We start from the raw sequence: 22,459 nt of genomic DNA, 5'->3' as shown, positions 1-22,459 counted from the left end.
ATAAAATTCGCACCCGCCGTCGAAACCGATGGTAGACGTTTTCCTCGAGCAGCCACCCGATCAGGATGGTACCACCAAGCGTCGCTCCTCAGGCGACGAAAACGCCGCCGGTGTCGCTGGGTGGCAACACAATCCATCAGTAGCGGTCGAAATACCGATCCTGAACGACCACGAACAGGGCCATCAGCGAGGCAAAGACGGTTGCAGCAACGCCGATCTGGAGCCAGTGAACGAGCGACAGCGGTTCGACGTCGAACAGCAGTTGTCCCGTCGGTGTATAAAGCACGAGTAGTTGGAGGACGCCAGCGAGTGCTACCGCACCGACCAGCCAAAGGTTAGAGAGGAGGCCGAGTCCGTATCGGAATCGAATCGCCTGAATACGAACGATTTCGAAGACGACGAACCCGGTAAAGACCATCGTCTGGGCAAGTTCGCGACTCGGTTCGTATCCGGGGCGCCAACCGAGCAGTGACCCAGTCACGTCGTACCCTGGAATGACGTCACCGTAGTAGTTGAGCGTAAATATCGGTAGCAGACAGATCGTCATGAACGCGGCAATGCCGATCACCGAGGTGACGATTCGTGTCGTGATGACGCCTTCGTCCGGGGGACGTGGTTCGCGTTCCATGATGTCTTCTGCAGGTGGGTCGACGCCCATCGACAGCGCTGGAATCCCATCAGTGACGACGTTGATCCAGAGCACCTGAATCGGCGTGATGACCAGTCCGAGACCGGCCAGCGTGCCAGTGAATATCATGGTAACCTCCCCGCCGTTGCCCGACAGGAGGTAGTTGACGAACTTACGGACGTTATCGAAGATTCGCCGACCACCTTTGACCGCGTCTCGAATCGTCGCAAAGTTATCATCGAGTAGGACGATGTCGGACGCCTGCTCGGTTACGTCGGTCCCTCGAATCCCCATCGCCACACCCACGTCCGCGTTCTTGACCGCCGGGGCGTCGTTGACGCCGTCGCCCGTCATCGCCACCGTGTGACCTTTGGCTTGCAGCATCTGGAGAATACGCGTCTTGTGATCCGGCGCTGTCCGAGCGAAGATATCGACGTCCTCGACAGCATCACTCAACGCGTCATCGGACATCTCCTCGAGTTCAGGGCCGGTGATGACGGTGCTCGAGCGCAAGCCGACTTCCTCCCCGATAGCCCGAGCGGTGACGGCGTTATCACCGGTGATCATCACCACGTTGATACCTGCATCGAGACAGCCAGCAATGGCGCCGGGAACTTCCGGACGCGGCGGGTCGAGCATCCCCTGCAATCCGAGAAAGACCATCGAATCCTCGAGTGATTCGTCAGGGGAGTCGGCCAGGTCCTCGGGAATATCGGGTCGGTAGGCAAATCCCATTACTCGCAGTGCATCTTCGGCAAATGACTCCTGCTTGGCCTGAATTTCGTCGCGTCGATCATCGGATAGTTCGACGGCTTTGCCGTCGACGAGTTCCCTGTCACAGCGCTCGAGCACGGTCTCCGGGGCTCCCTTCATGTAGGCGATCGGTTCTCCGTCGGGCGTCTCGTGAACCGTCGTCATCCGCTTTCGAGCGGAGGTAAAGTCGACTTCGCCAATTCGGGGATACTCAGCGTCGAGTTCATCGTGTTCGAATCCGGCTTTCTGAGCGGCGACGAACAGGGCAATTTCCGTCGGATCACCCAGATACGTTCGTTCGGTGTCACCGTGTTCGTCAGAACCGTCACGCTCTCGGGTGCCGATGTCGACGTTGTTACAAAGCAGTCCACACCGCAAAACCTCGGCAACTCGGTCGGTCTCGACGGAGTCACCATCCTGGAGAAAGTCCCCATCAGTATCGTAGCCGCTGCCGGTCACCTCGTAGGTTTCGCGGTTGGCAGCGATCCGTGTGACCGTCATCTCCTCTTCGGTGAGCGTCCCGGTCTTATCCGTACAGATAACATCGACCGAACCAAGCGCCTCGACGATCGGAAGTCGGCGGACGAGCGCGTTTTGCTCGGCCATCCGACGTGCTCCGAGGGCGAGAGAGAGGGTCACGACCGCGGGTAATCCCTCGGGAACCGCCGACACCGCGATACCGACTGCCGTCAGGAACACCTGTAACGGCGGTGTATCACCAACCACCAGTTCAGTTATCGCGATGATCGAAACGATGGCGACGACCCCTCCCGCAATCAGCTTTCCGAGACGATCCATTTCTGCCTGAAACGGCGTGTCCCGATCCTCGGCCTCCTCGAGCGCGGTCGCAATCTGTCCGATCTCCGATTGGGGGCCAGTTTCGACAACGAGAGCGATCCCCGACCCACGCTGGACGACCGTGTCTTTGTACAGCATATTTTCGCGTTCCGCGAGCGCGATGTCGGTGTCGACTTCGCCAACCGATTTCGAGACGCCGGCACTCTCGCCAGTCAGTGCGGCCTCGTCGACGCTGAGATTCGACTCCTCGATGAGCCGTGCGTCAGCCGGGACGATGTCGCCGGACTCGACGAACACGACGTCCCCTGGAACGACCTTTCGAGCGTCGATTTCCTTTTTTTCGCCCCCACGTCGAACCACCGCATACCGCGTCGACATATCCTCGAGCGCCTGAATGCTTTGTTCGGCCCGGTAATCCTGCAGAAATCCAAAGATCGTGATGAAAACGACAACGCCGGCGATGACGCCGGCATCGATCCAGTGGCCGACGAAGGCCATCACTGTGGCAGCAACGAGCAATACCCAGATCAGCGCCGGTTTGTACTGGTCGATGAGAATTTGCAACGGCGAAATCCCCGACTCCGCTTTCACTTCGTTCGGCCCCGATCGCTCGAGGCGAGTACTGGCTTCCTCGTCTGAAACACCTGCAGGTGATGAATCGAGCGCCTCGTAGAGGTGTTCGAGTGGCTGGGCGTGCCAGTCGGCGTCGGACTCGCTTGCAATCCGTTCGGCGTATTCGGTACGTGACACGGCGTATCGGTTCGTATATCGCTGTCAGTCTCGTCCCAGTCCCACTATTCGTCCATGCGGCCCATCGTCGACAGCCGACGGGTGGAGACACCATAGTGATTCCGGGACGGTCCGAGAGACTCGAGGAGAGGCGGTTCCACCGAGTTTCTCGACAGTCCCACGAATACGACGAATCAACTCAGGCGGTCAGTACCGGCCGGTCGGCCGACCTCACGATCCGCTCGGCGACGCTGCCGATCTTTTTCGTCCGCGTGTGACTCTGTCCCTGGTAGCCAATAACGACGAGATCGGCATCGAGCGATTCGGATTCCTCGAGGACGACCTCCCAGGGACGGCCGTGATAGATCTCGTACGTGTACTCGATGCCAGCGTCTGCAGCACGGTCACCGAGCGCCTCGAGTAGTTCCTGTCCGTGCTCCTCGAGTTGGTTGCAGACGAGTTCGGTGCTACTCAGTGCCGGTTCACCGTAGCGATTCGTCTCCACGCAGTACATCGCATGAATACGCGCATCGTACCGATCTGCCAGGACCAGCGCGTGATCGACAGCGCGGTTTGCGGCGTCACTTCCATCCGTCGGCACGAGAATCGTGTCGTACATCGAACCACCATGATACACACCGAAGCCCATTAAATAACTTGTACCGCAACGGATGGAATCTCCTACGCGCTGCGGTCCACTAAGCACGGCGAAACCGCTTGGTCGTGAACCCGCTTCTCCGTCCCATCGAGAACACGTTGGAGAGGACGTGAGACGGGTACGCCAACGGAACTCAGTACCCCGTCAAGCGTCGGTGAGCGACCCGAATCTGACAACCGCTATCGATTTGGCCCACACGTTCAGGCGTAACGGGCTACGCATAGGGATTATCGTAGCCAGCCGGCGGTTTTGAACGACGGCTGTCGACGCTGTGGCAGGGTTCTTCGTCGGTACCGAGGAACGCCGACGATACTCCCTATCAGCACGTGATGACCGGCCGATCCGTCGTTCTGACAATCCGTTCGGCAACGCTCCCGATCTGTCCGGCCGCTCCGGCCCCCAGACCGCGGTTCCCGATCACGATCAAATCGCTGTCGATTTCCTCGGCGTAGGCATCGATTTCCGTATCCGGTTGTCCGCTCGATAGTTTCGTCGTTACGGCGACATCAGTACGCTCGCTCACCGTTTCGAGGACGTCTCTACCCTGTTTTTCGAGCGCCTCGAGCACGTCGTCCGAACCCGACAGAACCGATTTTCCGTACCGCGCCGTATCGACGACGTGAATCGCGTGTAAGTCTGCGCCAAACGTCGATGCCAGAGTCCCTGCGTGATCGGCTGCTCGGTCGGCAGCATCGCTCCCGTCGGTGGCGACGAGAATCGTATCGTACATGGATCTGATAGCACCACGGACGGCCTCAAATACCTTACCGGGATACTGTAGTGGCTTCCCAAACCTGCAGTTGTGAGTGAAATCACGCAGCGCTGTTCGATTTCACTCACCGGTCGACGTTTGGGAGGGGACTAGATGCTTAAATCCCGTTCAATTCTCTCATCCCAGCATAAACGGGGTGCATCATTAACACGGTGGCCGGTGGCGTATCCCTCGTATGTCCGAATCACTCACCCAGGAACGACTCGAGCCGCTCGAGCGGAAGCCGCTTGCCGGCCAGACCTGCCTCGTCACGGGATCGTCGCGCGGAATCGGACGGGAAATCGCCCTCGAGTTCGCTCGATGTGGTGGGAACGTCGTCGTGAACTATGCCAGTTCGGCCGAGAAAGCGCGTGAGGTGCGCGACCACATCGAAGCGAACGAGGAGCAGGCAATAGCTGTGGGAGCCGACGTTTCGGACCCCGATGCGGTCGCGGCCATGGCTGAAGAAGTCCACGAGGCGTTCGGTCCGATCGACGTCCTCGTCAACAACGCCGGAATCACGATCGACCGTACGTTCGAGAACATGACCTACGAGGACTGGAATCGAGTCATGGAAGTGAACCTCAACGGGACGTTCAACTGTACGAAGGCGTTCTACGACGACATCAAGAACGCTGGTAGTGGCCGACTCATCAACATTTCGAGCGTCGTCGGTCAGCAGGGTAACTACGGCCAGGCGAACTACGCGACGTCGAAAGGCGGCCTCATCGCGTTCACGCGAACCATCGCGCTGGAACTCGCTCGAGAGGGGTCGACGGCAAACTGTGTCGCACCGGGTTTTACGGAGACCGATATGCTCGAGAAGGTCCCAGATCGCGTCCGCGGGCAGATTCGAGAGAAGATTCCGCTGGATCGGTTCGCCGATACCGAGGACATCGTCGGGATGGTTCGGTTCCTCGCGAGCGACCACGCCGACTACATGACCGGACAGGTGATCGGCATCAACGGGGGGATGGAGTGGTGACTCCGGAGACGAGACAATATCACCGAATTACACTGCGTGTATCAACCAGGTCCAGAGTCGATCTGTGTGAGCCCCTCGTGATTCAAATAATTCGAGGGTGAAAATAGACCCATGAAGTCCCTTGTGGCTGCCGACGGATCCGAAGCGTCGAAAAACGCCCTGGAATACGCCGCCGATATCGCAGACGCGATGGATGGGTCGATCACCGTGGTTCACGCCGTCGATCCCACCGCATACGACGAGGGTGGGGACGAGCCGGCCCTCTCACTCTGGGAGAGCGAGCCGCGTCTTGTCATCGAGAGTGTCGAAGACGCCGAAGCGCGGGGGCAACAACACCTCGAGGACGCCGCAGATCTCGCTGCAGAATGTGGGCAGATTGTTGAGACCGAACTCCTGTACGGGAACCCGGTCGTGGCAATCACGGCGTACGCCGAAGAGGAGGGGTTCGACACGATTTTCGTCGGTCATCGCGGCCGATCCGGGCGGGCTGGCATGATGCTCGGCAGCGTCGCGAAGTCCCTCGTCGAACGGGCGACGGTTCCCGTAAGTGTCGTGCGATAACCGACTCCTGACGAGGTATTGCAGGCGGGATTAGTCCGCTTCCAAACGTCGACTGGTGGGATAAATCGACCGACGACAAATGATCTTCCCCACCAGTTCATAGGGATTATCGTAGCCAGCCGGCGGTTTCGAAGTACGGCTGTCGACGCTGTGGCAGGGTTCTTCGTCGGTACCGATGAACGCCGACGATACTCCCTCTCAGGTTGAGGAAGCCACTAGACCACTATTCGACATCGCTCGTCGTACTCGAGGGCAGTAGCCGAGTCCACCGAATCGGAGCCACAAACCGGACAATCCGGGTCTACTTCGAGGGGCGTTCGAGTGAACGTAACGTCGGTCGCGTCGTATCGCAACAGTTCATCATCGAGAACCTCGTCGAGGTCCAGAACGTGTTTGAGCGCCTCCATCGCCTGGAGGCACCCGATCGTGAGCGGAACCGGTGGAAAGATACCCATCGGCTCGCCGGAAGGGATTGCCCCGGGGTCGGGCAGTTCCGGTAGCAAGCACCGATAGCAGGGGCCACCCGGCCGGAACGCCATCATCTGCCCTTCGAAGCCGTACACAGCCCCGTGAACGAACGGAATACCGGCGAGTCGTGCGACATCGTTCCCGACAAACCGTGCTCGGAAGTTATCCAGCGCGTCGATGACCACGTCGTAAGGTTCGACCAGCGCCGCTGCCCCCTCGAGTTGCAGGCGCTCAAGATGCGTTTCTACCGTGACCTCCGGGTTGAGCGCCTCGACGTATCGAGCGGCGCTCTCGACTTTCGGCTTCCCGATATCGTCGACGGTGTGAATGACCTGTCGCTGGAGGTTCGAGCGTTTGACTTCGCCATCGTCAACGATACCGATAGTGCCGACGCCGGCCGCAGCCAGCGACTGGATCACTGCTGATCCGAGCCCGCCAGCCCCCGCGACGAGGACACGACTCGACAGCAGCGTTCGTTGTTCCGGTTCCCCAACGGAATCGATCAGTAGCTGTCGAGAGTATCGTTCCCGTTGGCGAGGGGAGAGCGAATCATCCATACGATGGGTCCACCACGCAAACGGATTAAGCTTCACCAGCACAGCCCAGAGAGATGACCGGACTAGATCGCTGTTTATCCGTCGTCGGGATGGGCGACCTCGAGTTCGAAATCGTCGTCGGGATAGGCAACACACGTCAGCACCCACCCGGCCTCGATTTCGTTTTCCTCGAGATACTCGTTCCCATCGTGAGTAACCACTGTACCGGCGTCACCATCGTACTTCGCGGTACACTGCCCACACCGCCCCACCTCACAAGAGTAGGGGATATCGACGCCAGCGTCCAGTGCAGCCGCCAGAATATCCTGGTCCGAATCGACCGATACGGTCTGGTCCTGGTCGAGGAACACGATCTCGTAGGTGTCGACGACTTCGTCTTCGTCATCGTTCATTCCGAGACACCCCGCGAGCACGACGGCCCCGGAACCGCCGAGCGCGACTAACAATCGGCGTCGCTCGGTGAGCAGTGTGTCTCGAGAAGGCCCGAGTGAATCGTCTGACGGGGCCGTCAGATCATTGCGTTCGTCGTTGGAGTAGTCAGCCATGGGGTTCCCCACATCGGTCCCCATGTTAAACGTTGCCAGCCATGAACCGGCGTCTTCTTCTCACTTGTGCCCCCGTCGGTTCGGATCCTTCGGCTACAGTAAGGGGCCGACCATATCGACCCGAACAGGTGTCGACGCGCGCGCGGGAGGAGACCGACGCGATTGCTCCGTTCACGGCTGGGCCACGACGGCGCGCAATCAGCCGGATAGCACTATAGCGTTTGGTATGGTAGGGCCCACGAGGTGTCGAACCCAATGGTAGATCACGTCCTCGACCCGATCGACGGTTCGGACGAGGCATTCACCGCACTGGCGTACAGTTTCGTGACCTTTCCGGACGCGACCCACATCACGCTGCACGTCATCAACCCGACAAAAAAGCGATACGAGGGGCCGGGCTACGACGAAGGCTGGTTGTCGAACGCCAAAGACGAAGCCGTCGAAATACACGACACGGCACGGGAGATGGCCGAGCGTCGGGGGATAACGCTCGAAGAGACGGCAACGAGACGCGGAAGACCGGCCGAGGAAATCCTCAAATTTGTCGGCGAGAACGATGTCGATCAGATTTCAGTCGGAAGCAAAGGTCGCTCGAGTCTCGACACCGTGTTCGTCGGGAGCGTCGCGAAAACCGTCACCCGTCGTTCACCGACGACCGTCACGGTAGTGCGGAGCGTCGATGATGACGACCCCACGCAGCCAGAGCAGGTGCTCGTGGCAGTCGACGGGTCCGAACGCGCCTACGAAGCCCTCGAGTTCGCCCTCCAAGAATTTTCGACTGCTACGATCACCGCATTGTACGTCATCGATCCGTCCGAGGTTTTCGGGACGACTGCTGACGCCGATTCTACCCTCGAAACCGTGCGACAGCGCGCGGATACCCTCGGTTCGACGATCCAAACCGAATCCGAACGCGGCGATCCGGCCCGAACGATCGCCGAATACGCCGTCGACGGGGGGTTCAATCACCTCGTCGTCGGTCGGTCCGGCCGCTCCGGATGGCCGCGACTCCTCCTTGGCAGCGTGGCCGAGTCCCTCGTCCTTCGAGCGCCGGTACCGGTCACCGTCGTCAGCTAACCACTGGCGCTCGCCGGCGGGACAGCTGTGGTTCCCGTCGATCGCCCCGACCGGGATCGGGAGCGCTGTGAAGGCAACGTCGCCCCTACGTCAGGTTCTGAGCGAACCAGTCGGCCGCCACGTCGGCGACTTCCTCGAGTTCACCCTCGCCCTCGAAGAGGTGTCCGGCCCCCTCGACGACGTGCAGGTCCCGCTCGCAGGTGAGTTGGTCGAGGGCTTCGCGATTGAGCTCGAGTACCTGGGTGTCGTTCCCACCGACGACGAACAGGGTAGGCGCCCGGACCTCGTCGAGCACTTCAGTGGCCATGTCCACGCGGCCGCCGCGTGAGACGACGGCGTCGACGTCGTCCTTCAGGTGCGACGCGGCCCGGAGCGCCGACGCGGCGCCGGTGCTGGAGCCGAAGTACCCGGTGTTCACGTCGGGGACGTCCTCGCGCGCCCACAGCCACTCGGTGACCGCGGCGAGTCGATCGGTTAACAGCGGGATGTCGAATCTGTTCTCACGGTACTGATCCTCCTCCTCGGTGAGCAAGTCGAACAGAAGGGTCCCGAGGCCCCGATCCCGAATGGTTTCCGCGACGAAGTTATTGCGCGGGCTCTTCCGACTGGATCCGCTCCCGTGGGCGAAGACGACCACACCGGGTGCCTCGGCCGGGAGTTCGAGCATGCCCTCGAGTTCGACGTCGTCGACCGGAATGGACACGAGCGACTCCGAGTGGTGTGCCATGTTCGCTCCGACACCGCCGACGCTCTTTATTCGGTGGGGGTGATTCGGACCATCGAGCCCGACGGCACCACCATGCGTATCACGTATCCCGTCACGTTCGTTGCCCAGAAAACAATGGGGACAGTTTATCGATTCACCGGCAGGGGAATGACCTGAGAGCCACTCGCGGAGGCACTCTCAGAACGGGAGATCGGCGCTCCTGGCAATCCGGAGTGTGCTATCGGCGCCCTCGAGCGCGTCGCGGGCCGCGTCGGGACTCACGGCGTACGATTCGAGTCGATCGGGCGCGATCTCCGCGACCGGGATGACCATCTCGTTCGGGTCGGCTACTCGTCCAATTCCTCGTCCCCGACGACGGTGACGGGGACCGGCACTCGTCGAACGACGGTCTCCGCGATGCTACCGAGGAGGAGTCGATCGAGTCCGTTACGGCCGCGACTGCCCATCACGACCTGATCGACGTCGTGATCGGTGACGTACCGCACGATCACGTGTTGCGGGCGGCCGTACTCCCAGTCAGTCTCGACGGATCGATCGTACTCGGCGGCGACGGCCGCCGCCTCTTCGAAGGCCGTTTCCGCGTACTCGCGGGCGGTATCCTGCCACCGGCGGACGTTCTCGACGCCGGCGTCGGTGTGTTCGGCGAACGGTTCGACGACGTGAAAGACCACGATTGTCGCGTCGGGGTGCGTCTCGAACGCAAATCGAAGTGCGGCTTCGGCGTGATCGCTTCCGTCGTAGGGGACCAGGACGCGTTCACTCATACGTCGTAGGACGAGCGACAGCCGGATATAAAACTTGTCTGACTACGGCCCGTGAACCGATTCCAGTCGCGGGAGCGTCGCCGAAACGGTTCTCTGCCACAGACGCGAGTTATAGTAGCCATTGAAAATCATTGCACACCCTATCGCAAAACGCCGTCGTGATAGGTGTGTAAATCGTTCCAAAGGCTACTATACGACGTTCATCGGCGGTCGAGGCGGATACCCCGAGGCTTGACCTCGGGGAGGAAGCCGACACTTGGGAATACAACCACGCTTCACAGCACGACTAACGCCCTACGTTGCCATCATTAATATTAAATAGTATTAGTCGTTTAATGAAGTATGGCAGAGGTAGTCAGGAATATCCGAGTCAAACTCAACATCCCCGAGTCAGGACACTCGGCTGTTGACCAGACCTTCGAAGAGTTCCGTCAAGCCGCCCAACACGTCGCAGACTACGGGTGGAGCGACGACCCTGACCACCTCGTCAAAGCCAAAAACAAACTCCACGACGCCACGTACACCGAAGTCCGCGAACAAACCACCCTCCAATCCAGCCTCGTTCAATCAGCGAGAAACCTCGCTGCGACCGCTCTCGGCAATTGTAAGGACTTGCTCGATGACGACAAACAGACGAGCAAGCCAGAGTTCCGAGGAAGCGTTATCGTGTACAACGGACGCACCATCACGTACAACGACGACCACGTGACGCTCGCCACCACTGGTGAGCGCGTGACCGCCGAGTACGTCCTTCCACACGACAATGAAGGAACGCCGTTTGAAGAGTACTGGAACGAGGATGTATGGGAGAAACGAGAAGCTACGCTCCACAAGCGTAACGGTGAGTACTACCTCCACGTTGCCGTTGAGAAAGACGTTGAATCTATTACTGATGAGCAGACCGAGAACGGGGTGGTTCTCGGCGTAGACCTCAACGTGGACGGCTACCTCGCCGTCACCAGCACTGGAGCGTTCCTCGGCAACGCGGAAGAATTGAATCACAAGCGCGACGAGTACGAACGTCGTCGTGGACACTTGCAACAGACGGGGACGCGCTCGGCGCACCTCACTATCCAGTCAATCGGTGATAGGTTTGCCGAGTGGAGCTGCCACCGCTTGCACGCCGTGTCGAACGGTATCGTCCGAGAAGCCCTTGAGAACGACTGTACGCATATCGCGTTCGAGCGGTTGACGTGGATTTGGACTCGCATCTCGAACGCGTCTAAGTTCCAGCAGTGGGCGTTCAGGGAAATCAAACGGCAAGTCGAGTACAAGGCCGAAGCACACGGTATCGAGGTCGATACCGTCGCTCCACAGTACACGTCTCAGCGGTGCAGTCACGGTGAGTGTGGGTTTACTCACGAGGATAATCGTGATGGTGATGAGTTCGAGTGTCTGAAGTGTGGGAAGGAACTGCACGCGGATTACAACGCTGCGCGGAACGTGGCGTGGCGTCTTGTCCAGAACTGGCTCAAGTCTGGGTCTGGACGGGCTACCAGTCAACTGGCCCTGAAGTCAGGAACGGTGAATGCGAACGGCGATTTCAACGCCTCCGCTGTCTAGCGGCAGAGCGGGAGTTCACTGACAAGCCCCGACCCTTGCGGTCGGGGTTGTTGACATCGTTCGGTGCTATGCACCGCCCGATTGAAGCGCGGGCGGGAGCCCCTGGTGTTTGATCCCGGTTCGGTCGTCGATCCGAAACTCGTAGATCTTGACCGACCCGGAGAGGGAGGCCTCCTCGAACAGGCTCGGTCGCAAGGCACGGTTCTGAGAGGCCTCGAGGTCGCCCCACTCCGATCGGGGATGGCGTCGATCGTGCCCGAGAGAAGGACACTCTCCCAGTTGTACACCGTATCGACTTTGTACACGAGGAAGCTGGCGGCGTCGGCGTCCTCGCTCAGCGTTTCTTTCCGGCTCGGGGTAATCGGGTCGGCGGTGCTCCACGGGGAGTTTCCGGCGTTCCGTCCGAGCGACCTCCTGATCCCGTCGAGGTCCGGGAGGTCGGACGTCCGACCACGTCCTCGACGATCGTGACCGATTGCTCGGTCCCGGGGAGCCCCTCGCTCGGCAGACCGAGGACGTGGCCGCTGTACGCTCTTCGCACCGGGGCAGGTCACCTTTCCCCTCGAGCGTTTCATCGTGGGCCGCACCTCGCCGTCGCGTTCGACCCTTGTACCCCTGACGGTGTCGAAGGTGGCGATCAGGAGGACGTCTTCGTCTGCGGCCGGACGATCCGGACCTCCTCGATCCGCGTGTCGGCGACGGATTCGACGACGATAGCGACGTCGCCGACGGCGATGCGCTCGCCTTCCTCGGGGAGTCGACCCACCCGATGGAGTACGAGGCCGGCCACGGTGTCGGATCTCGGTGGCGTCGGGAGGTCGATTTCCATCGCCTCGTTGGCTGCCGTCACGGCCACGTCGCCGCGGACGATCGCGGCTCGGTCGTCGACGATCCGAATCGGGACCGACTCGCGGGGCTGGAGAATCTCCCCGACGATCACCTCGGTCGGGTCCTCCGTGGTGACGATCCCTTCGGTCGTGCCGTACTCGTCGATGACGACGCCGAGGTGGACCTGGGCACGCTGCAGTTCCGCGATCACGTCGTCAGCTGGCATGCTCTCGGGGACGTGTACCGTCGGCCGCATGACGTCCCACAGGTCGACCTCGTCAGATCCGCGCTCGCCGTAATCGCGCTCCCGGAGCAGGTCGCAGACGTGAACGGTTCCGATCACGGTGTCGAGACTTCCCTCGTACACCGGGAGGTGGGTAAATTCGCTGTAGACGCTGATCTGGAGCGCGTCCTCGAGCGACGCCGACGCTGGGACAGCCACAATGTCTGGCCGCGGTACCATGATCTCGCTTGCCGGGGTCTCGTCGAACCGGAACGTTCGGCGCAATCGATCGCGCTCGTCGGTTTCGATCGCGCCGGCGCGCTCGCCCGCTACGATGAGTTCCTGCAGTTCGCTCCGCGTGATATAGGCGGATTCGATCGCCGTCTCGGCACCGACGAGGCCGTTGACTGCCCGGGTCAGTTTGTCGAAGACGACGACGAATGGATACAGCAGATACTCCGAGAAGCGTATCGGACGGGCGACCCGGAGCGCCCACGACTCCGTGTTCTCGATGGCGTAAGACTTTGGCGCGCTCTCGCTGAATAGTAAGACGAGCGACGTGATTCCAATCGTCGTCAGCAGGACTGCCTGTATCCCTGAAACGTAGAACCCGAGAAGGGCGGTCGCGACGCTCGACATGGCGACGTTCGCGACGTTGTTCCCCACCAAGATAGTGACGAGGAGTCGGTGTGGATCGCCACGGAGTTCCTCGACAACGGTCGCGTTCGTCGCCTCGCTCTCGACGAGGGCGTCCAGACGGTGTTTTGGCAGCGCGAACATTGCGATCTCTGACGATGAAAAGAACCCTGAGATCGCCATCAGGAGCGCAATCGCCAGCACGCCACCGGCCGTGAGTAACCACAGCGGTAGTTCCGGCACGGGGATCGACGGCCAGACAGTGGCCACGGTTGCGGTCCACCCGACCGGGACCGCCCCGACGACCGACACAGTGTACTCGATGGGGCCTGCGGGTTCCAGGAGCATTGAAATCACTACGGCGAGGAGGTTCAAAAACCGCCGTGAGCGGGTGCGTACTCTCGTGGTTCGGGATGGTCGACCTCGTCAGGGGAACAGTCGCCGCAGACGCGACGGTACAGGATCGTGGCGCTTCGCCAGGATTACCGTCCCGGCGGCGTGTCTACCGACGCTTTCCGAGATCGTCCCGAGTAGTGCTCGCCGGAGCAGCCCGCCGCGCGAGACACCCAGCACCGTGACCTCGTGTTCGGTCGTCCAGTCGGTGATTGTGCCCCCCACGTCGTCGTCCTCGATCACGGCGCGATCGACGGATCGGACTTCCTCGAAGCTGTCGGCCCTTTCGTCGAGCAGCGCCGCCGCCTCGCCCCGCGACAGTTCCGGCTCCGCCGATTCGAGCACGTGGAGCAGGGTGACCGAAGCGTCGTTATTCCGCGCGATCGAGGCGGCCGTCTCCGCGGCGAACGCGTCGTGTGGGCCGCCGGCTACCGGGACCAAGACCGAGTCGACGTTCTCGGGTCGTGGCGTCTTGATTCGCTGAACGAGCACGTCGCAGGAGGCGTCACTGAGAATCTTGTCGACGTGACTTCCGAGGATAACGTCCTGACGTGGCGGCCGACCACGCCATCCTAGCAGAATCGTGTCGACATCGTGCTTGTCGATGGCCCCGACGATCCCTGTTGCGACGCCACGAGCCATTCGAATCCGCTGGTCGGCGGGGATTCCGCGAGATTCCACACGCTCTACGGCGTCGGCGAGGAGTTCCTCCTGTTCGTCCTCGAGCAGGTACCGCCGGCCGTCGACGAGCGACAGTTGTGGCGGAACTTCGAGGACGAAGATGACGAGAATTCGGCATGACCGATCGGCCGCGATGTCGATCGCGGTATCGAGCTGTCGATCTGCCGTCTCGGGATTCGCGATCGGGACCAGTAGCGTGTCGTCTGCATCCGCGGTGTTCTTGCTCATCTCGACGGTTGGTTGTACGTTCTGGAGCGTTATTACGTTCAGTTCCGGTCCGCTGTGACGGTTTGTAGCTGGCTGCTGAAGGGGATACAGTCGGTGGTAAGCGTGTGCAGGGTACACAGGTCGAAGACGAGGGCAAGAACGAACGCGAGGAAAGCGAACGGGCCATCGAATCGACACTGGAAGAACTAACCGACGAAGTCACAACCGAAACCGAACTCGTCCCCGGTGAGCCGGCACGAACGATCCTCCAGTATGCAGACGACACGTGGTCGACGTTTGGGAGGGTACTAGTGAGTATAGGAGAGTGGCGGAAAGGGGGCCCGCGCAGTCCCGGCCGATGGGAGCCATCCCCGTCCTACTTTTTGCTGCGTGGAGAAGGGCCTAGTGGCGGATCGTATCGATCGTCCGCCTGGAGATTCCAATGAAATACAAGGAGTTCGTCGGACAGGTACAGCACAGACTCGAGTTCGCGGAAATGGGGCCCGCGGTTCGGGCGACCAGGGCGGTTCTGACGACGCTCGGCGAGCGACTCCACGAAGGTGAAGCGACTGATCTCGCCAGCCCGCTTTCGATGGAGATCGATCGGTACCTGACCGAGGCCGAGCACGGCCAGCGGTTCGATTACCAGGAGTTTCTCGACCGAGTCAGCGAACGGGAGGGCGAAAGTGTCGACCGTTCAGACGCGAACTACCACGCCCAGCAGGTCCTAGCCGTCGTCGCAGATGTCGTCCCGCCCGGAAACGTCACGAAGGTCCGCGACGGCCTCCCCGAGGACTACGAGAAGCTCTTCGCGCAGGTTGACGCGGTTCACCAGTGAGCGAGTCGAGTGACTCCTCTGCGGCCGACAATGGTGCGGACCACCGGTCGGCGGCCGGAGGTGATTGGGGATCCGAGACGGGCGTCGGCGACGAGTCGTCGATATCGGTTGCGGCACCGGAACCGCACTCGTTGCACTCAGCCGAGCGGTCGGGACGGACGGCCTCGCCGTCGGCATCGATCTCTCGAGAGGGATGTGTCGACGAATCTCGCGACCGCCGATCTGGACGCTGGCATCGTCGTCGAGAGTGACGCGTCGATCGCGCCGTTCCCGGACGGGACCTTCGATGCGTGCTTCGCGAGTTTCGTCCTCGACCTGTTCGACACACCGGAGATTCCGGCCGTCCTCAACGAGTGGCGACGCGTGCTTTTCCCTGAGGGGCGCCTCTGTGTCGTCTCACTGTCCCGCCGAGAAGCGGGCGTGATGACCCGATTGTACGAATCGATTCACGAGTTGTATCCGACGTACGTCGACTGCCGGCCACTCTATCCGCGACACACTCCTCGACGCGGGATTCGAGATCGACGCCGAACGGGTCGTCAGCGCCTGGGGGCTGCCGGTAGAAGTCGCAGTTGCTCAGAAGAGGTAGCAGCGGCGTCCCCGACCGATCTTCCACCGGTTCACGAGTCCGCTTCGAGGTGGTTCCGCGCCCGCCGAGCAGAGTCGCCTAACAGCTCGAGATCGTCGGTGAACACCTCGACGGCCACGGTTCCGCTGAATCCTCCGAGGTGGTCCGCGACGACACCGTAATCGATCTCGCCGGCACCGATCGGCAGGTGGGTATCGCCCCTCGAGCGAACGTCGTGGACGTGCAGATGCGAGACGAGATCGCCCCAGCCGGAGAGAAAACGGTCGACGCCATCGTTACCATCCTCCATGTAAGCGTGCCCGACGTCGAAACAGACTGCGGTTTCCGTCTGGCGAGCGAGGTCGCCGAGGACCGACAGTGGGAGGCCACGCGCCTGGTGCCCGACGTTTTCGACGACGAGTTCGACGCCCGCGTTGTCGCTGGCCGTGGCAATCGCCGAGAGCTGGTCGGCGAAGACGGGGCGCAGATCAGTGTCGTGGGGATCCCGGAGCGTGCCGTGGAGGACTGCTTTGTCGGCACCGAGGCCACCCGCCCAATCGAGCAGTCGAGTCATGTAGTCGACGATACCCTCGTTGATCTCAGGACTGGGCGTCGCTACGACCTGCTTGTACGGGAGGTGTACACAGAGGTCGGTATCGCTGGTCGACAGTATCGATCCGAGACGATTCTCGTCCAGATCTACAGCAGACGTTCCGTCGCCGATCGAGAGTTCGGCAAAGTCGAAGCCGTCGACGGTCGCCGCCAACCGGTCGAGCGAGTCACCAACCGTGAGTCCGACATCGGCGTCCATACCGGGTGCTCGGCCGCGACCCGTAATAGAATTTGTTGTCGTCGCCAGTGTCGGACAGCGTCGCCCACGGGTACGGTTTACGGTCACCGCTTCCCGGTGATCGCCGAACCGGTATGGAAATCACTGGTAAAAGTTACAGGAGCCGTATGAACGGAAATCAGTGGCAACGATCTGCATACAGCGTTCACTGGACGCCGGTCAGTCCGGCCGGGATTGCTAGTCGGTTGGCAACCGTCGGCGGGAAGCGTGCCCATACGCTGGTGCTCATAGTGTTTATCGTCGGCTCATCGGTACCGAGGAAGAATCGAGGCACAGCGCCGACAGCCGTCCTTCGGAACCGCCGGCTGCCTACGATAATTTCTATCAATCACCGGACAACCGTGACCGGACAGGGTGACCGACGGACGACCGTTTCGGCGACGCTCCCGAGCAGAATGCGTGAAACGCCTCCACGTCCGTGGCTACCGATGACAACGTGGTCGATATCGTGATCGGTTGCGTACGCCACGATAGTTCGGGCCGCTTTGCCGGTCTTTACGGCGGTATCGAGTTCGATCCGCTCGAGCGCGCCGTCCTCCCGGAGCCGTTCGCGAGCCTGCTCACAGAGGGTCTCGCCGCGTTCCCTGGCCCGATCGAACGCCTCGGCGTCGTAGTAGCCGCCAGCCGCTCCAGTGTAAACGCCCTCCGCCGGGTCGACGACGTGGAGGACGGTGATTCGGTCTCCGTCCGCCTTCGCCGCCGCGTGGTCGAGGGCCGCCCAGCTCGGTTTCGATCCATCGAGGGGAACCAGCACGTGTCGGTCCATGACGGAGTCGACGGAGCCGTGGTACAAAACCGTACTGCAGGGGCGGCGTTCGCGTCGACTCGAGACCGGTGAGCGTCCGCCCGACCCGCGACTAGCTTCGTTCCCGTTCGGTAGAGAGCGCGAGTTCGAGCACGAAACTCGACGACGAGACGATGTCGCCGATGCCGACAGTTCCCACAGGATCGTCGACGACGCGGTTCGGACAGGCAGCGACGGTCGGGGTGGCGATGACGCCGTCCTCGGCCGTCTCATCTATGTGATCCGCCAGCAGTTCGATCGCCTCACGCCCCATCTCTGACCGTTCGTACTCCAGCCCTGTCTCGAGAGCATCGGGCGATCTGATATCCCCCAGTGCCGCCTTCGTCGCGGCGTTGACGGCGGCGAACTCGAGGCCCCGACGAAGGGCCTCAGGCGAGTGGTACGACTCCATCACAGCGAGATGGTACTCCATGGCGTGTAACTGAATGCAATCGACGCCGAGTTCCTCGCGTAACGCGGTGAGCATCCGGTAGTGATCGAGTATCTCGTCCGGTTCGAACGGCGTCGCTTCCGACGGAGCCTCGTCCACGGCATCGAGCCCCGCGTCTTCGTGAAGCATGGTCAGTTCGTGAGTATCCGTGCCGATGACGTTCGCCTCCGGGAGGATCCACTCGTACATGCTCTCCCTGAGGTCATCGTCGTGGGTGACGGCGTACTCGACGTGCACGGCGACGTCACCTCCCGATCGGAGTCGGCGGATTACCTCGCGTGCGTGACGATGAACTTCCTCGTACCCCTCCTCGACGTGTTCAGGTGTGAGATTGTGATATCCCGCTAGAAGAGCACCCGCAACAACCTCGCCAACCTGATCGATCGCATCGTCGAGTTGCCCGGCCGTCAGGTCGAACTCCGGGGGCCTCGAGGCGGCGATAAACCGGGTATCTCCGACGGCACGAACGCCGAACAGTTCGTCGCCCTCCCTAAACTCGAACACCCAGTTTATTTTCGTGCGGTCGGTGTTGACGGCCTTGGACAGGGGAACGTAACGCACCTGGTCACCTTCAGTCGTCGGATACTGGACTTCCTCCGGGCGGTCGAACATCGACAGTTGTCGCTCCGATACCAGATACGTGTACGTGATCGGTGCTGCGCGCAGGGAGGTGAGCAGGTTGGTCATGATTCCAGCCTGGCCACCCATCTGCTGGCTGTCGGGGGGCAACGCCGACTCGAGCGTGCGCGCGAACTCGTCGGTCATCGCGATCTCGTCGCCTCGGCCGGCCGCCATCGTGTGTGCGATCGCCGCCGCGAGTTCTCGTTTCGATTCGAGCGGACTCGGCGGCACTTCCGAACCAGGCTCCTTCGGCCGCTCGAGGAACGATTCCAGCTCTTGATCGACTCGAACGATCGCATCGACGTTCGCGTTGTAGGCGATAAACACCGGCAAATCCTCGACCGCCGCGATGTCAGCCTCCAGTTGGGCGTGCTCGTCCTGCATGACACGACACCCTCCCAGACGGAGCGGGTTAATCCTGTGCCGTCGGGCACCCCCTGCCAACTTATTATCGTCCACGTGGTCCGATTGACAGACCAATGTCACGAGAGCCGTTTGTTCGATGGCTGGAGGAATTGAGTGGTGACGATACGGACGTCGTCGGTGGAAAAAGCGCAAATCTCGGGGAACTCGCTGACATCGACGTCCCCGTGCTACCAGGATTCACGACGACCGCGTCGGCCTACGACTATTACGTCGAAGAGACCGGTATCCAGGCCGAGATCGAGTCGCAACTCGAGGGACTTGACATCGACGACGTTGCAGATCTCCAGCGGCGTGGAGAGCGTATCAGGCGCACGATATCGGAGGCGTCAATGCCGCCTGCACTCGAGTCGGCGTGCCTCGAGCGATACGCCGACCTGGGCGACGAACTCGGGATAGACGATCCGGAGGTTGCCGTCAGAAGTTCCGCAACCGCGGAGGACCTCCCCGAGGCGTCGTTCGCCGGCCAGCAGGAGACGTTCCTGAACGTCGCCGGGGAAAGAGAGCTGCTCGAGTCGATCAAACACTGCTTCGCGTCGCTGTTTACCGATCGCGCTATCGTCTACCGCGAGAACAACGACTTCGATCACTTCGACGTCAAACTGGCCTGTGCCGTCCAGAAAATGGGCCGTGCAGACCTGGCCTCCTCGGGCGTGTTGTTTACGCTCGACCCGGACACGGGATTCGACGGGGTCGTCACGATCGAGGCAGCCTACGGCTTCGGGGAACCGATCGTGCAGGGCGTCGTCGACCCTGACCGGTACACCGTGTTCAAGCCGACGACGGGGATCGTCGAGAAGGAACTCGGCGGGAAGACCCAGCGCATGGTTCGCCGCAACGGCGGCACCAAACTCGAGTCAGTTCCGGCGGACCAGCGAGAGCAGTTTGCGCTCTCGGACGATCGAATTCGGGAACTGACACGGTACGCGACACGGATCGAGGACCACTTCGAAACGCCACAGGATATCGAGTGGCTCGTCGACGGGGACCTCGACGAACTGTTCGTCGTCCAGACCAGACCCGAGACGGTCCACGGAGCAGCCGACGAGAACGTCCTTCGTACGTACACTCTCGAGGAAACGGACGAACAACTGCTCGAGGGCGTCGCGATCGGGAACGCGATCGCGAGCGGCACCGTCCGCGTTCTCTCCGATCACCGAGAGATGGACCAGGTCGAGGAGGGAGACGTCCTCGCCACTGAGATGACCGATCCCGACTGGATGCCGGTCATGAAACGCGCGAGCGCCATCGTCACCGACAGGGGCGGGAAGACCTCCCACGCCGCGATCGTCTCTCGCGAACTCGGAATTCCAGCGATCGTCCGCGCCGGGACGGCAACGGAAGTCCTTGCTGATGGCGACGCCGTGACGATCGATTGCTCGACTGACACCGGTCGAGTGTACGACGGCGATCTCGAGTTCGACGTCACCGAGGAAACGGTGGACGAACTCCCCGAGACCGACACGGAGGTCAAACTCATCCTCGGTGACCCCGATCGAGCGTTCGCACTCGCGAACCTGCCGGTCGACGGCGTCGGGCTGGCCCGCGAAGAGTTCATCGTCACCTCCCACGTCGGCTACCACCCACTCGAGTTGCTCGACCGCGGCGATGAAGAACAGTTCATCGACGCACTTCGAACGGGAATCGCGAAGATCGGTGCGGCGTTCCACCCGAACGACGTCATCTTCCGACTCAGCGACTTCAAAACCGACGAGTACCGCAACCTCGAGGGCGGCTGGAAGTACGAACCCGAGGAGAACAACCCGATGCTCGGTTGGCGCGGGGCCTCCCGGTACTACGACGAGACGTTCCGCGAAGCGTTTCGCCTCGAGTGCGAAGCACTCAGGCGCGTCCGCGAAGACGTCGGACTCGATAACGTCACCGTAATGGTCCCGTTCTGTCGGACAGTATCGGAAGGAGAACGCGTCCTCGAGTTGCTGGAGGAGTTCGGGCTTTCAGTGGACGAGATGGACGTCTGGGTGATGGCGGAACTTCCCGCGAACGTGGTCCTCGCGGACCGGTTCGCCGAACTGTTCGACGGATTCTCGATCGGCTCGAACGACCTCACGCAGCTGACTCTGGGCGTCGATCGGAACTCGGAGGTGCTCGCTCCGTTGTTCGACGAGACCGACGAGGCGATCAAACGCTCGATCACCGCCGTAATCGAAGAAGCCCACCGGCACGACCGACCGGTCGGCATCTGCGGTGACGCGCCCTCGACGATCCCGGAGTACACGGAGTTCCTCATCGGAGAGGATATCGACTCGATCTCCGTCTCGCCGGACGTCGCGGTCGAAACGATCCTGACGGTGGCCGAACTGGAGCAGTAAACCGTTCCCTGTTGGGGGGCCGCGGTACAACGCTGCGTAGCAACACCACCGTTGCGGTAATTCAGGAGCACGCTTTTTCGTACAGGTCACGCGCTACGCTGTCGGGATTCAAAACTCCGAGTTAGTAGTCCCGGGCGGATTCGAACCGCCGTCAATGGCTGTCTTCCGTGTCAGCAAGTACTGTACACGTCCAAAGGCCATTATGATTGGCCACTACACCACGGGACTGCATTCGAGCCATCGGCCAGTTTCCTCCCTCGCTCGATGGGCATGCCAACGTAGCGGATGGGAAAGTAATAGTGTTACTCTTTTAATCGAGACCCATTGAAATCTGATCCTCCTCTGCCAATCGATGGCACCGACGACACAATGCGATGACGTTGGCCAATGTATGGGCGTCCTCGGTGTCATCGAAGGACCGAACCGGCACTAAATGATGGACGTCCGGTTTTCGTCCAATGTCATCACGGCTCCGCCCACACCGTTGACAACGATAGTCGTCTCGCTCGAGCGCCTGTCGTCGAATAGTCCACCACTTTCGACCGTACGTAATCGGTCCACCGGCCCACTGGTGATGGTTCTCGCCAACGATCGTCCTCGAGAGCCACCGTCCGTAACACGCCATATCACAAAAGACGCCACGCTCGTTTCGTTCGACTCGAGACGGATACACCGACAGTTCGCTTCCACATCCGTTACAGTCAACGGTGATACGCTTGCCTGGTGAGGAAGGATTTTCTGGCAACAGCCCATCCGCGTTTGAAACACAATCCGAACAGTACATCCCGGATTTGTCGGATGGATAGCATTCGAACTTCCCACCGCACGTCTTACAGGTCGTTTCGGCTTTCGCGTCCGGACCAGTTACCGTTGTGCTCGCCGGCGTTCGGATTACACCCGTCACAGAACCTTCGTTGAGACTTGGGATCGTAAAACTCGAGGCCACACCCCGTGCACGTCCGGTTTGGGAGCGGATCGCCGTGGACTTTGGTGTGGTGTTGGCGCACTCCCCCTTCGGTAGCGAGGTGCTTGCCACAGGTCGGACACTGCACACGGAGTCTG

20 protein-coding genes, 1 tRNA gene and 3 pseudogenes are annotated in these 22,459 nt (G+C 61.1%); 9 read left to right on the top strand and 15 right to left on the bottom strand.

What is annotated here, in order from left to right; all coding sequences use genetic code 11:
• Nucleotides 1–136 precede the first annotated feature (136 nt).
• The 3 genes from NLK60_RS00305 to NLK60_RS00295 form a co-directional block, all read right to left on the bottom strand.
• On the bottom strand, nucleotides 137–2,929 hold the full coding sequence (locus NLK60_RS00305) for a cation-translocating P-type ATPase (RefSeq protein ID WP_254808912.1): 2,793 nt from the start codon (nucleotides 2,927–2,929) through the stop codon (nucleotides 137–139).
• Nucleotides 2,930–3,107: 178 nt separating this feature from the next.
• The gene (locus NLK60_RS00300; RefSeq protein ID WP_254808911.1) at nucleotides 3,108–3,527 is read right to left on the bottom strand and encodes a universal stress protein; all 420 of its coding nucleotides are present in this window, start codon (nucleotides 3,525–3,527) and stop codon (nucleotides 3,108–3,110) included.
• A 358-nt stretch (nucleotides 3,528–3,885) separates the two neighbouring features.
• The gene (locus NLK60_RS00295; protein WP_254808910.1) at nucleotides 3,886–4,296 is read right to left on the bottom strand and encodes a universal stress protein; all 411 of its coding nucleotides are present in this window, start codon (nucleotides 4,294–4,296) and stop codon (nucleotides 3,886–3,888) included.
• 217 nt (nucleotides 4,297–4,513) lie between these two features.
• On the opposite strand from NLK60_RS00295, the gene NLK60_RS00290 reads away from it, so the two are divergent.
• On the top strand, nucleotides 4,514–5,302 hold the full coding sequence (locus NLK60_RS00290) for a beta-ketoacyl-ACP reductase (RefSeq protein ID WP_254808909.1): 789 nt from the start codon (nucleotides 4,514–4,516) through the stop codon (nucleotides 5,300–5,302).
• Between the two features lie 111 nt (nucleotides 5,303–5,413).
• Complete coding sequence (locus NLK60_RS00285) at nucleotides 5,414–5,863, top strand: universal stress protein (protein ID WP_254808908.1); 450 nt, start codon at nucleotides 5,414–5,416, stop codon at nucleotides 5,861–5,863.
• Nucleotides 5,864–6,078: 215 nt separating this feature from the next.
• Here NLK60_RS00285 and NLK60_RS00280 read toward each other — a convergent pair whose 3' ends face one another.
• Both NLK60_RS00280 and NLK60_RS00275 read right to left on the bottom strand, forming a co-directional pair.
• Nucleotides 6,079–6,888 carry a HesA/MoeB/ThiF family protein gene (locus NLK60_RS00280; protein ID WP_254808907.1) on the bottom strand — a complete coding sequence of 270 codons (810 nt, stop codon included), beginning with the start codon at nucleotides 6,886–6,888 and terminating at the stop codon, nucleotides 6,079–6,081.
• Nucleotides 6,889–6,962: 74 nt separating this feature from the next.
• The gene (locus tag NLK60_RS00275) at nucleotides 6,963–7,433 is read right to left on the bottom strand and encodes a 2Fe-2S iron-sulfur cluster-binding protein (protein ID WP_254808906.1); all 471 of its coding nucleotides are present in this window, start codon (nucleotides 7,431–7,433) and stop codon (nucleotides 6,963–6,965) included.
• A 255-nt stretch (nucleotides 7,434–7,688) separates the two neighbouring features.
• Between NLK60_RS00275 and NLK60_RS00270 the strand changes: the two genes are divergently transcribed.
• Nucleotides 7,689–8,510 carry a universal stress protein gene (locus NLK60_RS00270; protein ID WP_254808905.1) on the top strand — a complete coding sequence of 274 codons (822 nt, stop codon included), beginning with the start codon at nucleotides 7,689–7,691 and terminating at the stop codon, nucleotides 8,508–8,510.
• 85 nt (nucleotides 8,511–8,595) lie between these two features.
• Here NLK60_RS00270 and NLK60_RS00265 read toward each other — a convergent pair whose 3' ends face one another.
• From NLK60_RS00265 to NLK60_RS00260, 3 genes are all read right to left on the bottom strand, one after another.
• Nucleotides 8,596–9,237, bottom strand: coding sequence for a dienelactone hydrolase family protein (locus tag NLK60_RS00265; protein ID WP_254808904.1), 642 nt, complete (start codon nucleotides 9,235–9,237; stop codon nucleotides 8,596–8,598).
• Between the two features lie 177 nt (nucleotides 9,238–9,414).
• Nucleotides 9,415–9,549 carry a hypothetical protein gene (locus NLK60_RS19460; RefSeq protein ID WP_256530382.1) on the bottom strand — a complete coding sequence of 45 codons (135 nt, stop codon included), beginning with the start codon at nucleotides 9,547–9,549 and terminating at the stop codon, nucleotides 9,415–9,417.
• A 14-nt stretch (nucleotides 9,550–9,563) separates the two neighbouring features.
• Entirely contained in the window at nucleotides 9,564–10,001 is a 438-nt protein-coding gene (locus NLK60_RS00260; protein WP_254808903.1) for a universal stress protein, read from the bottom strand.
• 342 nt (nucleotides 10,002–10,343) lie between these two features.
• On the opposite strand from NLK60_RS00260, the gene NLK60_RS00255 reads away from it, so the two are divergent.
• Nucleotides 10,344–11,564: an RNA-guided endonuclease InsQ/TnpB family protein gene (locus tag NLK60_RS00255; RefSeq protein ID WP_254808902.1), complete on the top strand. Its 1,221-nt coding sequence runs from the start codon at nucleotides 10,344–10,346 to the stop codon at nucleotides 11,562–11,564.
• Nucleotides 11,565–12,201: 637 nt separating this feature from the next.
• Here the strand turns inward: NLK60_RS00255 and NLK60_RS00250 are convergent.
• Nucleotides 12,202–13,599, bottom strand: coding sequence for a hemolysin family protein (locus NLK60_RS00250; RefSeq protein ID WP_254808901.1), 1,398 nt, complete (start codon nucleotides 13,597–13,599; stop codon nucleotides 12,202–12,204).
• Nucleotides 13,600–13,677: 78 nt separating this feature from the next.
• The gene (locus NLK60_RS00245; protein WP_254808900.1) at nucleotides 13,678–14,553 is read right to left on the bottom strand and encodes a universal stress protein; all 876 of its coding nucleotides are present in this window, start codon (nucleotides 14,551–14,553) and stop codon (nucleotides 13,678–13,680) included.
• A gap of 104 nt (nucleotides 14,554–14,657) precedes the next feature.
• On the opposite strand from NLK60_RS00245, the gene NLK60_RS00240 reads away from it, so the two are divergent.
• The 4 genes and pseudogenes from NLK60_RS00240 to NLK60_RS00225 all read left to right on the top strand — a co-directional run.
• A complete protein-coding gene (locus tag NLK60_RS00240; protein ID WP_254808899.1) occupies nucleotides 14,658–14,978 on the top strand; it encodes a hypothetical protein in 321 nt (106 codons plus the stop codon).
• The gene (locus tag NLK60_RS00235) at nucleotides 14,975–15,370 is read left to right on the top strand and encodes a DUF2267 domain-containing protein (RefSeq protein WP_254808898.1); all 396 of its coding nucleotides are present in this window, start codon (nucleotides 14,975–14,977) and stop codon (nucleotides 15,368–15,370) included. Before NLK60_RS00240 ends, NLK60_RS00235 begins: the two co-directional genes overlap by 4 nt.
• Nucleotides 15,371–15,434: 64 nt before the next feature.
• A pseudogene (locus tag NLK60_RS00230) lies at nucleotides 15,435–15,527 on the top strand (hypothetical protein); the annotation flags it as partial.
• Nucleotides 15,528–15,565: 38 nt separating this feature from the next.
• Nucleotides 15,566–15,754 (top strand): annotated as a pseudogene (locus NLK60_RS00225) (class I SAM-dependent methyltransferase); the annotation flags it as partial.
• 236 nt (nucleotides 15,755–15,990) lie between these two features.
• On the opposite strand, the gene NLK60_RS00220 reads toward NLK60_RS00225, so the two are convergent.
• From NLK60_RS00220 to NLK60_RS00210, 3 genes are all read right to left on the bottom strand, one after another.
• Nucleotides 15,991–16,749 carry a sugar phosphate isomerase/epimerase family protein gene (locus NLK60_RS00220; RefSeq protein ID WP_254808897.1) on the bottom strand — a complete coding sequence of 253 codons (759 nt, stop codon included), beginning with the start codon at nucleotides 16,747–16,749 and terminating at the stop codon, nucleotides 15,991–15,993.
• 367 nt (nucleotides 16,750–17,116) lie between these two features.
• Nucleotides 17,117–17,554, bottom strand: a complete 438-nt coding sequence (locus NLK60_RS00215) for a universal stress protein (protein ID WP_254808896.1) — start codon at nucleotides 17,552–17,554, stop codon at nucleotides 17,117–17,119.
• A gap of 91 nt (nucleotides 17,555–17,645) precedes the next feature.
• Nucleotides 17,646–19,028 (bottom strand): ADP-dependent glucokinase/phosphofructokinase, encoded by a 1,383-nt coding sequence (locus tag NLK60_RS00210; RefSeq protein WP_254808895.1) that lies wholly within the window; start codon nucleotides 19,026–19,028, stop codon nucleotides 17,646–17,648.
• A gap of 95 nt (nucleotides 19,029–19,123) precedes the next feature.
• Here NLK60_RS00210 and ppsA point away from each other — a divergent pair, with 95 nt between their 5' ends.
• Complete coding sequence (ppsA, locus tag NLK60_RS00205) at nucleotides 19,124–21,397, top strand: pyruvate, water dikinase (RefSeq protein ID WP_254808894.1); 2,274 nt, start codon at nucleotides 19,124–19,126, stop codon at nucleotides 21,395–21,397.
• Between the two features lie 125 nt (nucleotides 21,398–21,522).
• On the opposite strand, the gene NLK60_RS00200 is transcribed toward ppsA, so the two are convergent.
• Nucleotides 21,523–21,625, bottom strand: a tRNA-Gln gene (locus NLK60_RS00200).
• 82 nt (nucleotides 21,626–21,707) lie between these two features.
• Nucleotides 21,708–22,449: pseudogene (locus NLK60_RS00195) on the bottom strand (HNH endonuclease).
• Nucleotides 22,450–22,459: the final 10 nt, after the last annotated feature.

The organism is Natronosalvus amylolyticus (genome assembly GCF_024298845.1).
Taxonomy (GTDB): Archaea; Halobacteriota; Halobacteria; order Halobacteriales; family Natrialbaceae; genus Natronosalvus; species Natronosalvus amylolyticus.
Note: the sequence above shows the minus strand (reverse complement) of the source record. Positions and strands in the feature narration are given on the sequence as shown.

What these genes read in the sequence shown, in the direction of transcription:
- NLK60_RS00300 (WP_254808911.1), bottom strand. Translation starts at nt 3,527, where the DNA reads ATGTACGACACGATTCTCGTGCCGACGGATGGAAGTGACGCCGCAAAC.
- NLK60_RS00295 (WP_254808910.1), bottom strand. Translation starts at nt 4,296, where the DNA reads ATGTACGATACGATTCTCGTCGCCACCGACGGGAGCGATGCTGCCGAC.
- NLK60_RS00290 (WP_254808909.1), top strand. Translation starts at nt 4,514, where the DNA reads ATGTCCGAATCACTCACCCAGGAACGACTCGAGCCGCTCGAGCGGAAG.
- NLK60_RS00285 (WP_254808908.1), top strand. Translation starts at nt 5,414, where the DNA reads ATGAAGTCCCTTGTGGCTGCCGACGGATCCGAAGCGTCGAAAAACGCC.
- NLK60_RS00280 (WP_254808907.1), bottom strand. Translation starts at nt 6,888, where the DNA reads ATGGATGATTCGCTCTCCCCTCGCCAACGGGAACGATACTCTCGACAG.
- NLK60_RS00275 (WP_254808906.1), bottom strand. Translation starts at nt 7,433, where the DNA reads ATGGCTGACTACTCCAACGACGAACGCAATGATCTGACGGCCCCGTCA.
- NLK60_RS00270 (WP_254808905.1), top strand. Translation starts at nt 7,689, where the DNA reads ATGGTAGATCACGTCCTCGACCCGATCGACGGTTCGGACGAGGCATTC.
- NLK60_RS00265 (WP_254808904.1), bottom strand. Translation starts at nt 9,237, where the DNA reads ATGGCACACCACTCGGAGTCGCTCGTGTCCATTCCGGTCGACGACGTC.
- NLK60_RS19460 (WP_256530382.1), bottom strand. Translation starts at nt 9,549, where the DNA reads ATGGTCATCCCGGTCGCGGAGATCGCGCCCGATCGACTCGAATCGTAC.
- NLK60_RS00260 (WP_254808903.1), bottom strand. Translation starts at nt 10,001, where the DNA reads ATGAGTGAACGCGTCCTGGTCCCCTACGACGGAAGCGATCACGCCGAA.
- NLK60_RS00255 (WP_254808902.1), top strand. Translation starts at nt 10,344, where the DNA reads ATGGCAGAGGTAGTCAGGAATATCCGAGTCAAACTCAACATCCCCGAG.
- NLK60_RS00250 (WP_254808901.1), bottom strand. Translation starts at nt 13,599, where the DNA reads ATGCTCCTGGAACCCGCAGGCCCCATCGAGTACACTGTGTCGGTCGTC.
- NLK60_RS00245 (WP_254808900.1), bottom strand. Translation starts at nt 14,553, where the DNA reads ATGAGCAAGAACACCGCGGATGCAGACGACACGCTACTGGTCCCGATC.
- NLK60_RS00235 (WP_254808898.1), top strand. Translation starts at nt 14,975, where the DNA reads ATGAAATACAAGGAGTTCGTCGGACAGGTACAGCACAGACTCGAGTTC.
- NLK60_RS00220 (WP_254808897.1), bottom strand. Translation starts at nt 16,749, where the DNA reads ATGGACGCCGATGTCGGACTCACGGTTGGTGACTCGCTCGACCGGTTG.
- NLK60_RS00215 (WP_254808896.1), bottom strand. Translation starts at nt 17,554, where the DNA reads ATGGACCGACACGTGCTGGTTCCCCTCGATGGATCGAAACCGAGCTGG.
- NLK60_RS00210 (WP_254808895.1), bottom strand. Translation starts at nt 19,028, where the DNA reads ATGCAGGACGAGCACGCCCAACTGGAGGCTGACATCGCGGCGGTCGAG.
- ppsA (WP_254808894.1), top strand. Translation starts at nt 19,124, where the DNA reads ATGTCACGAGAGCCGTTTGTTCGATGGCTGGAGGAATTGAGTGGTGAC.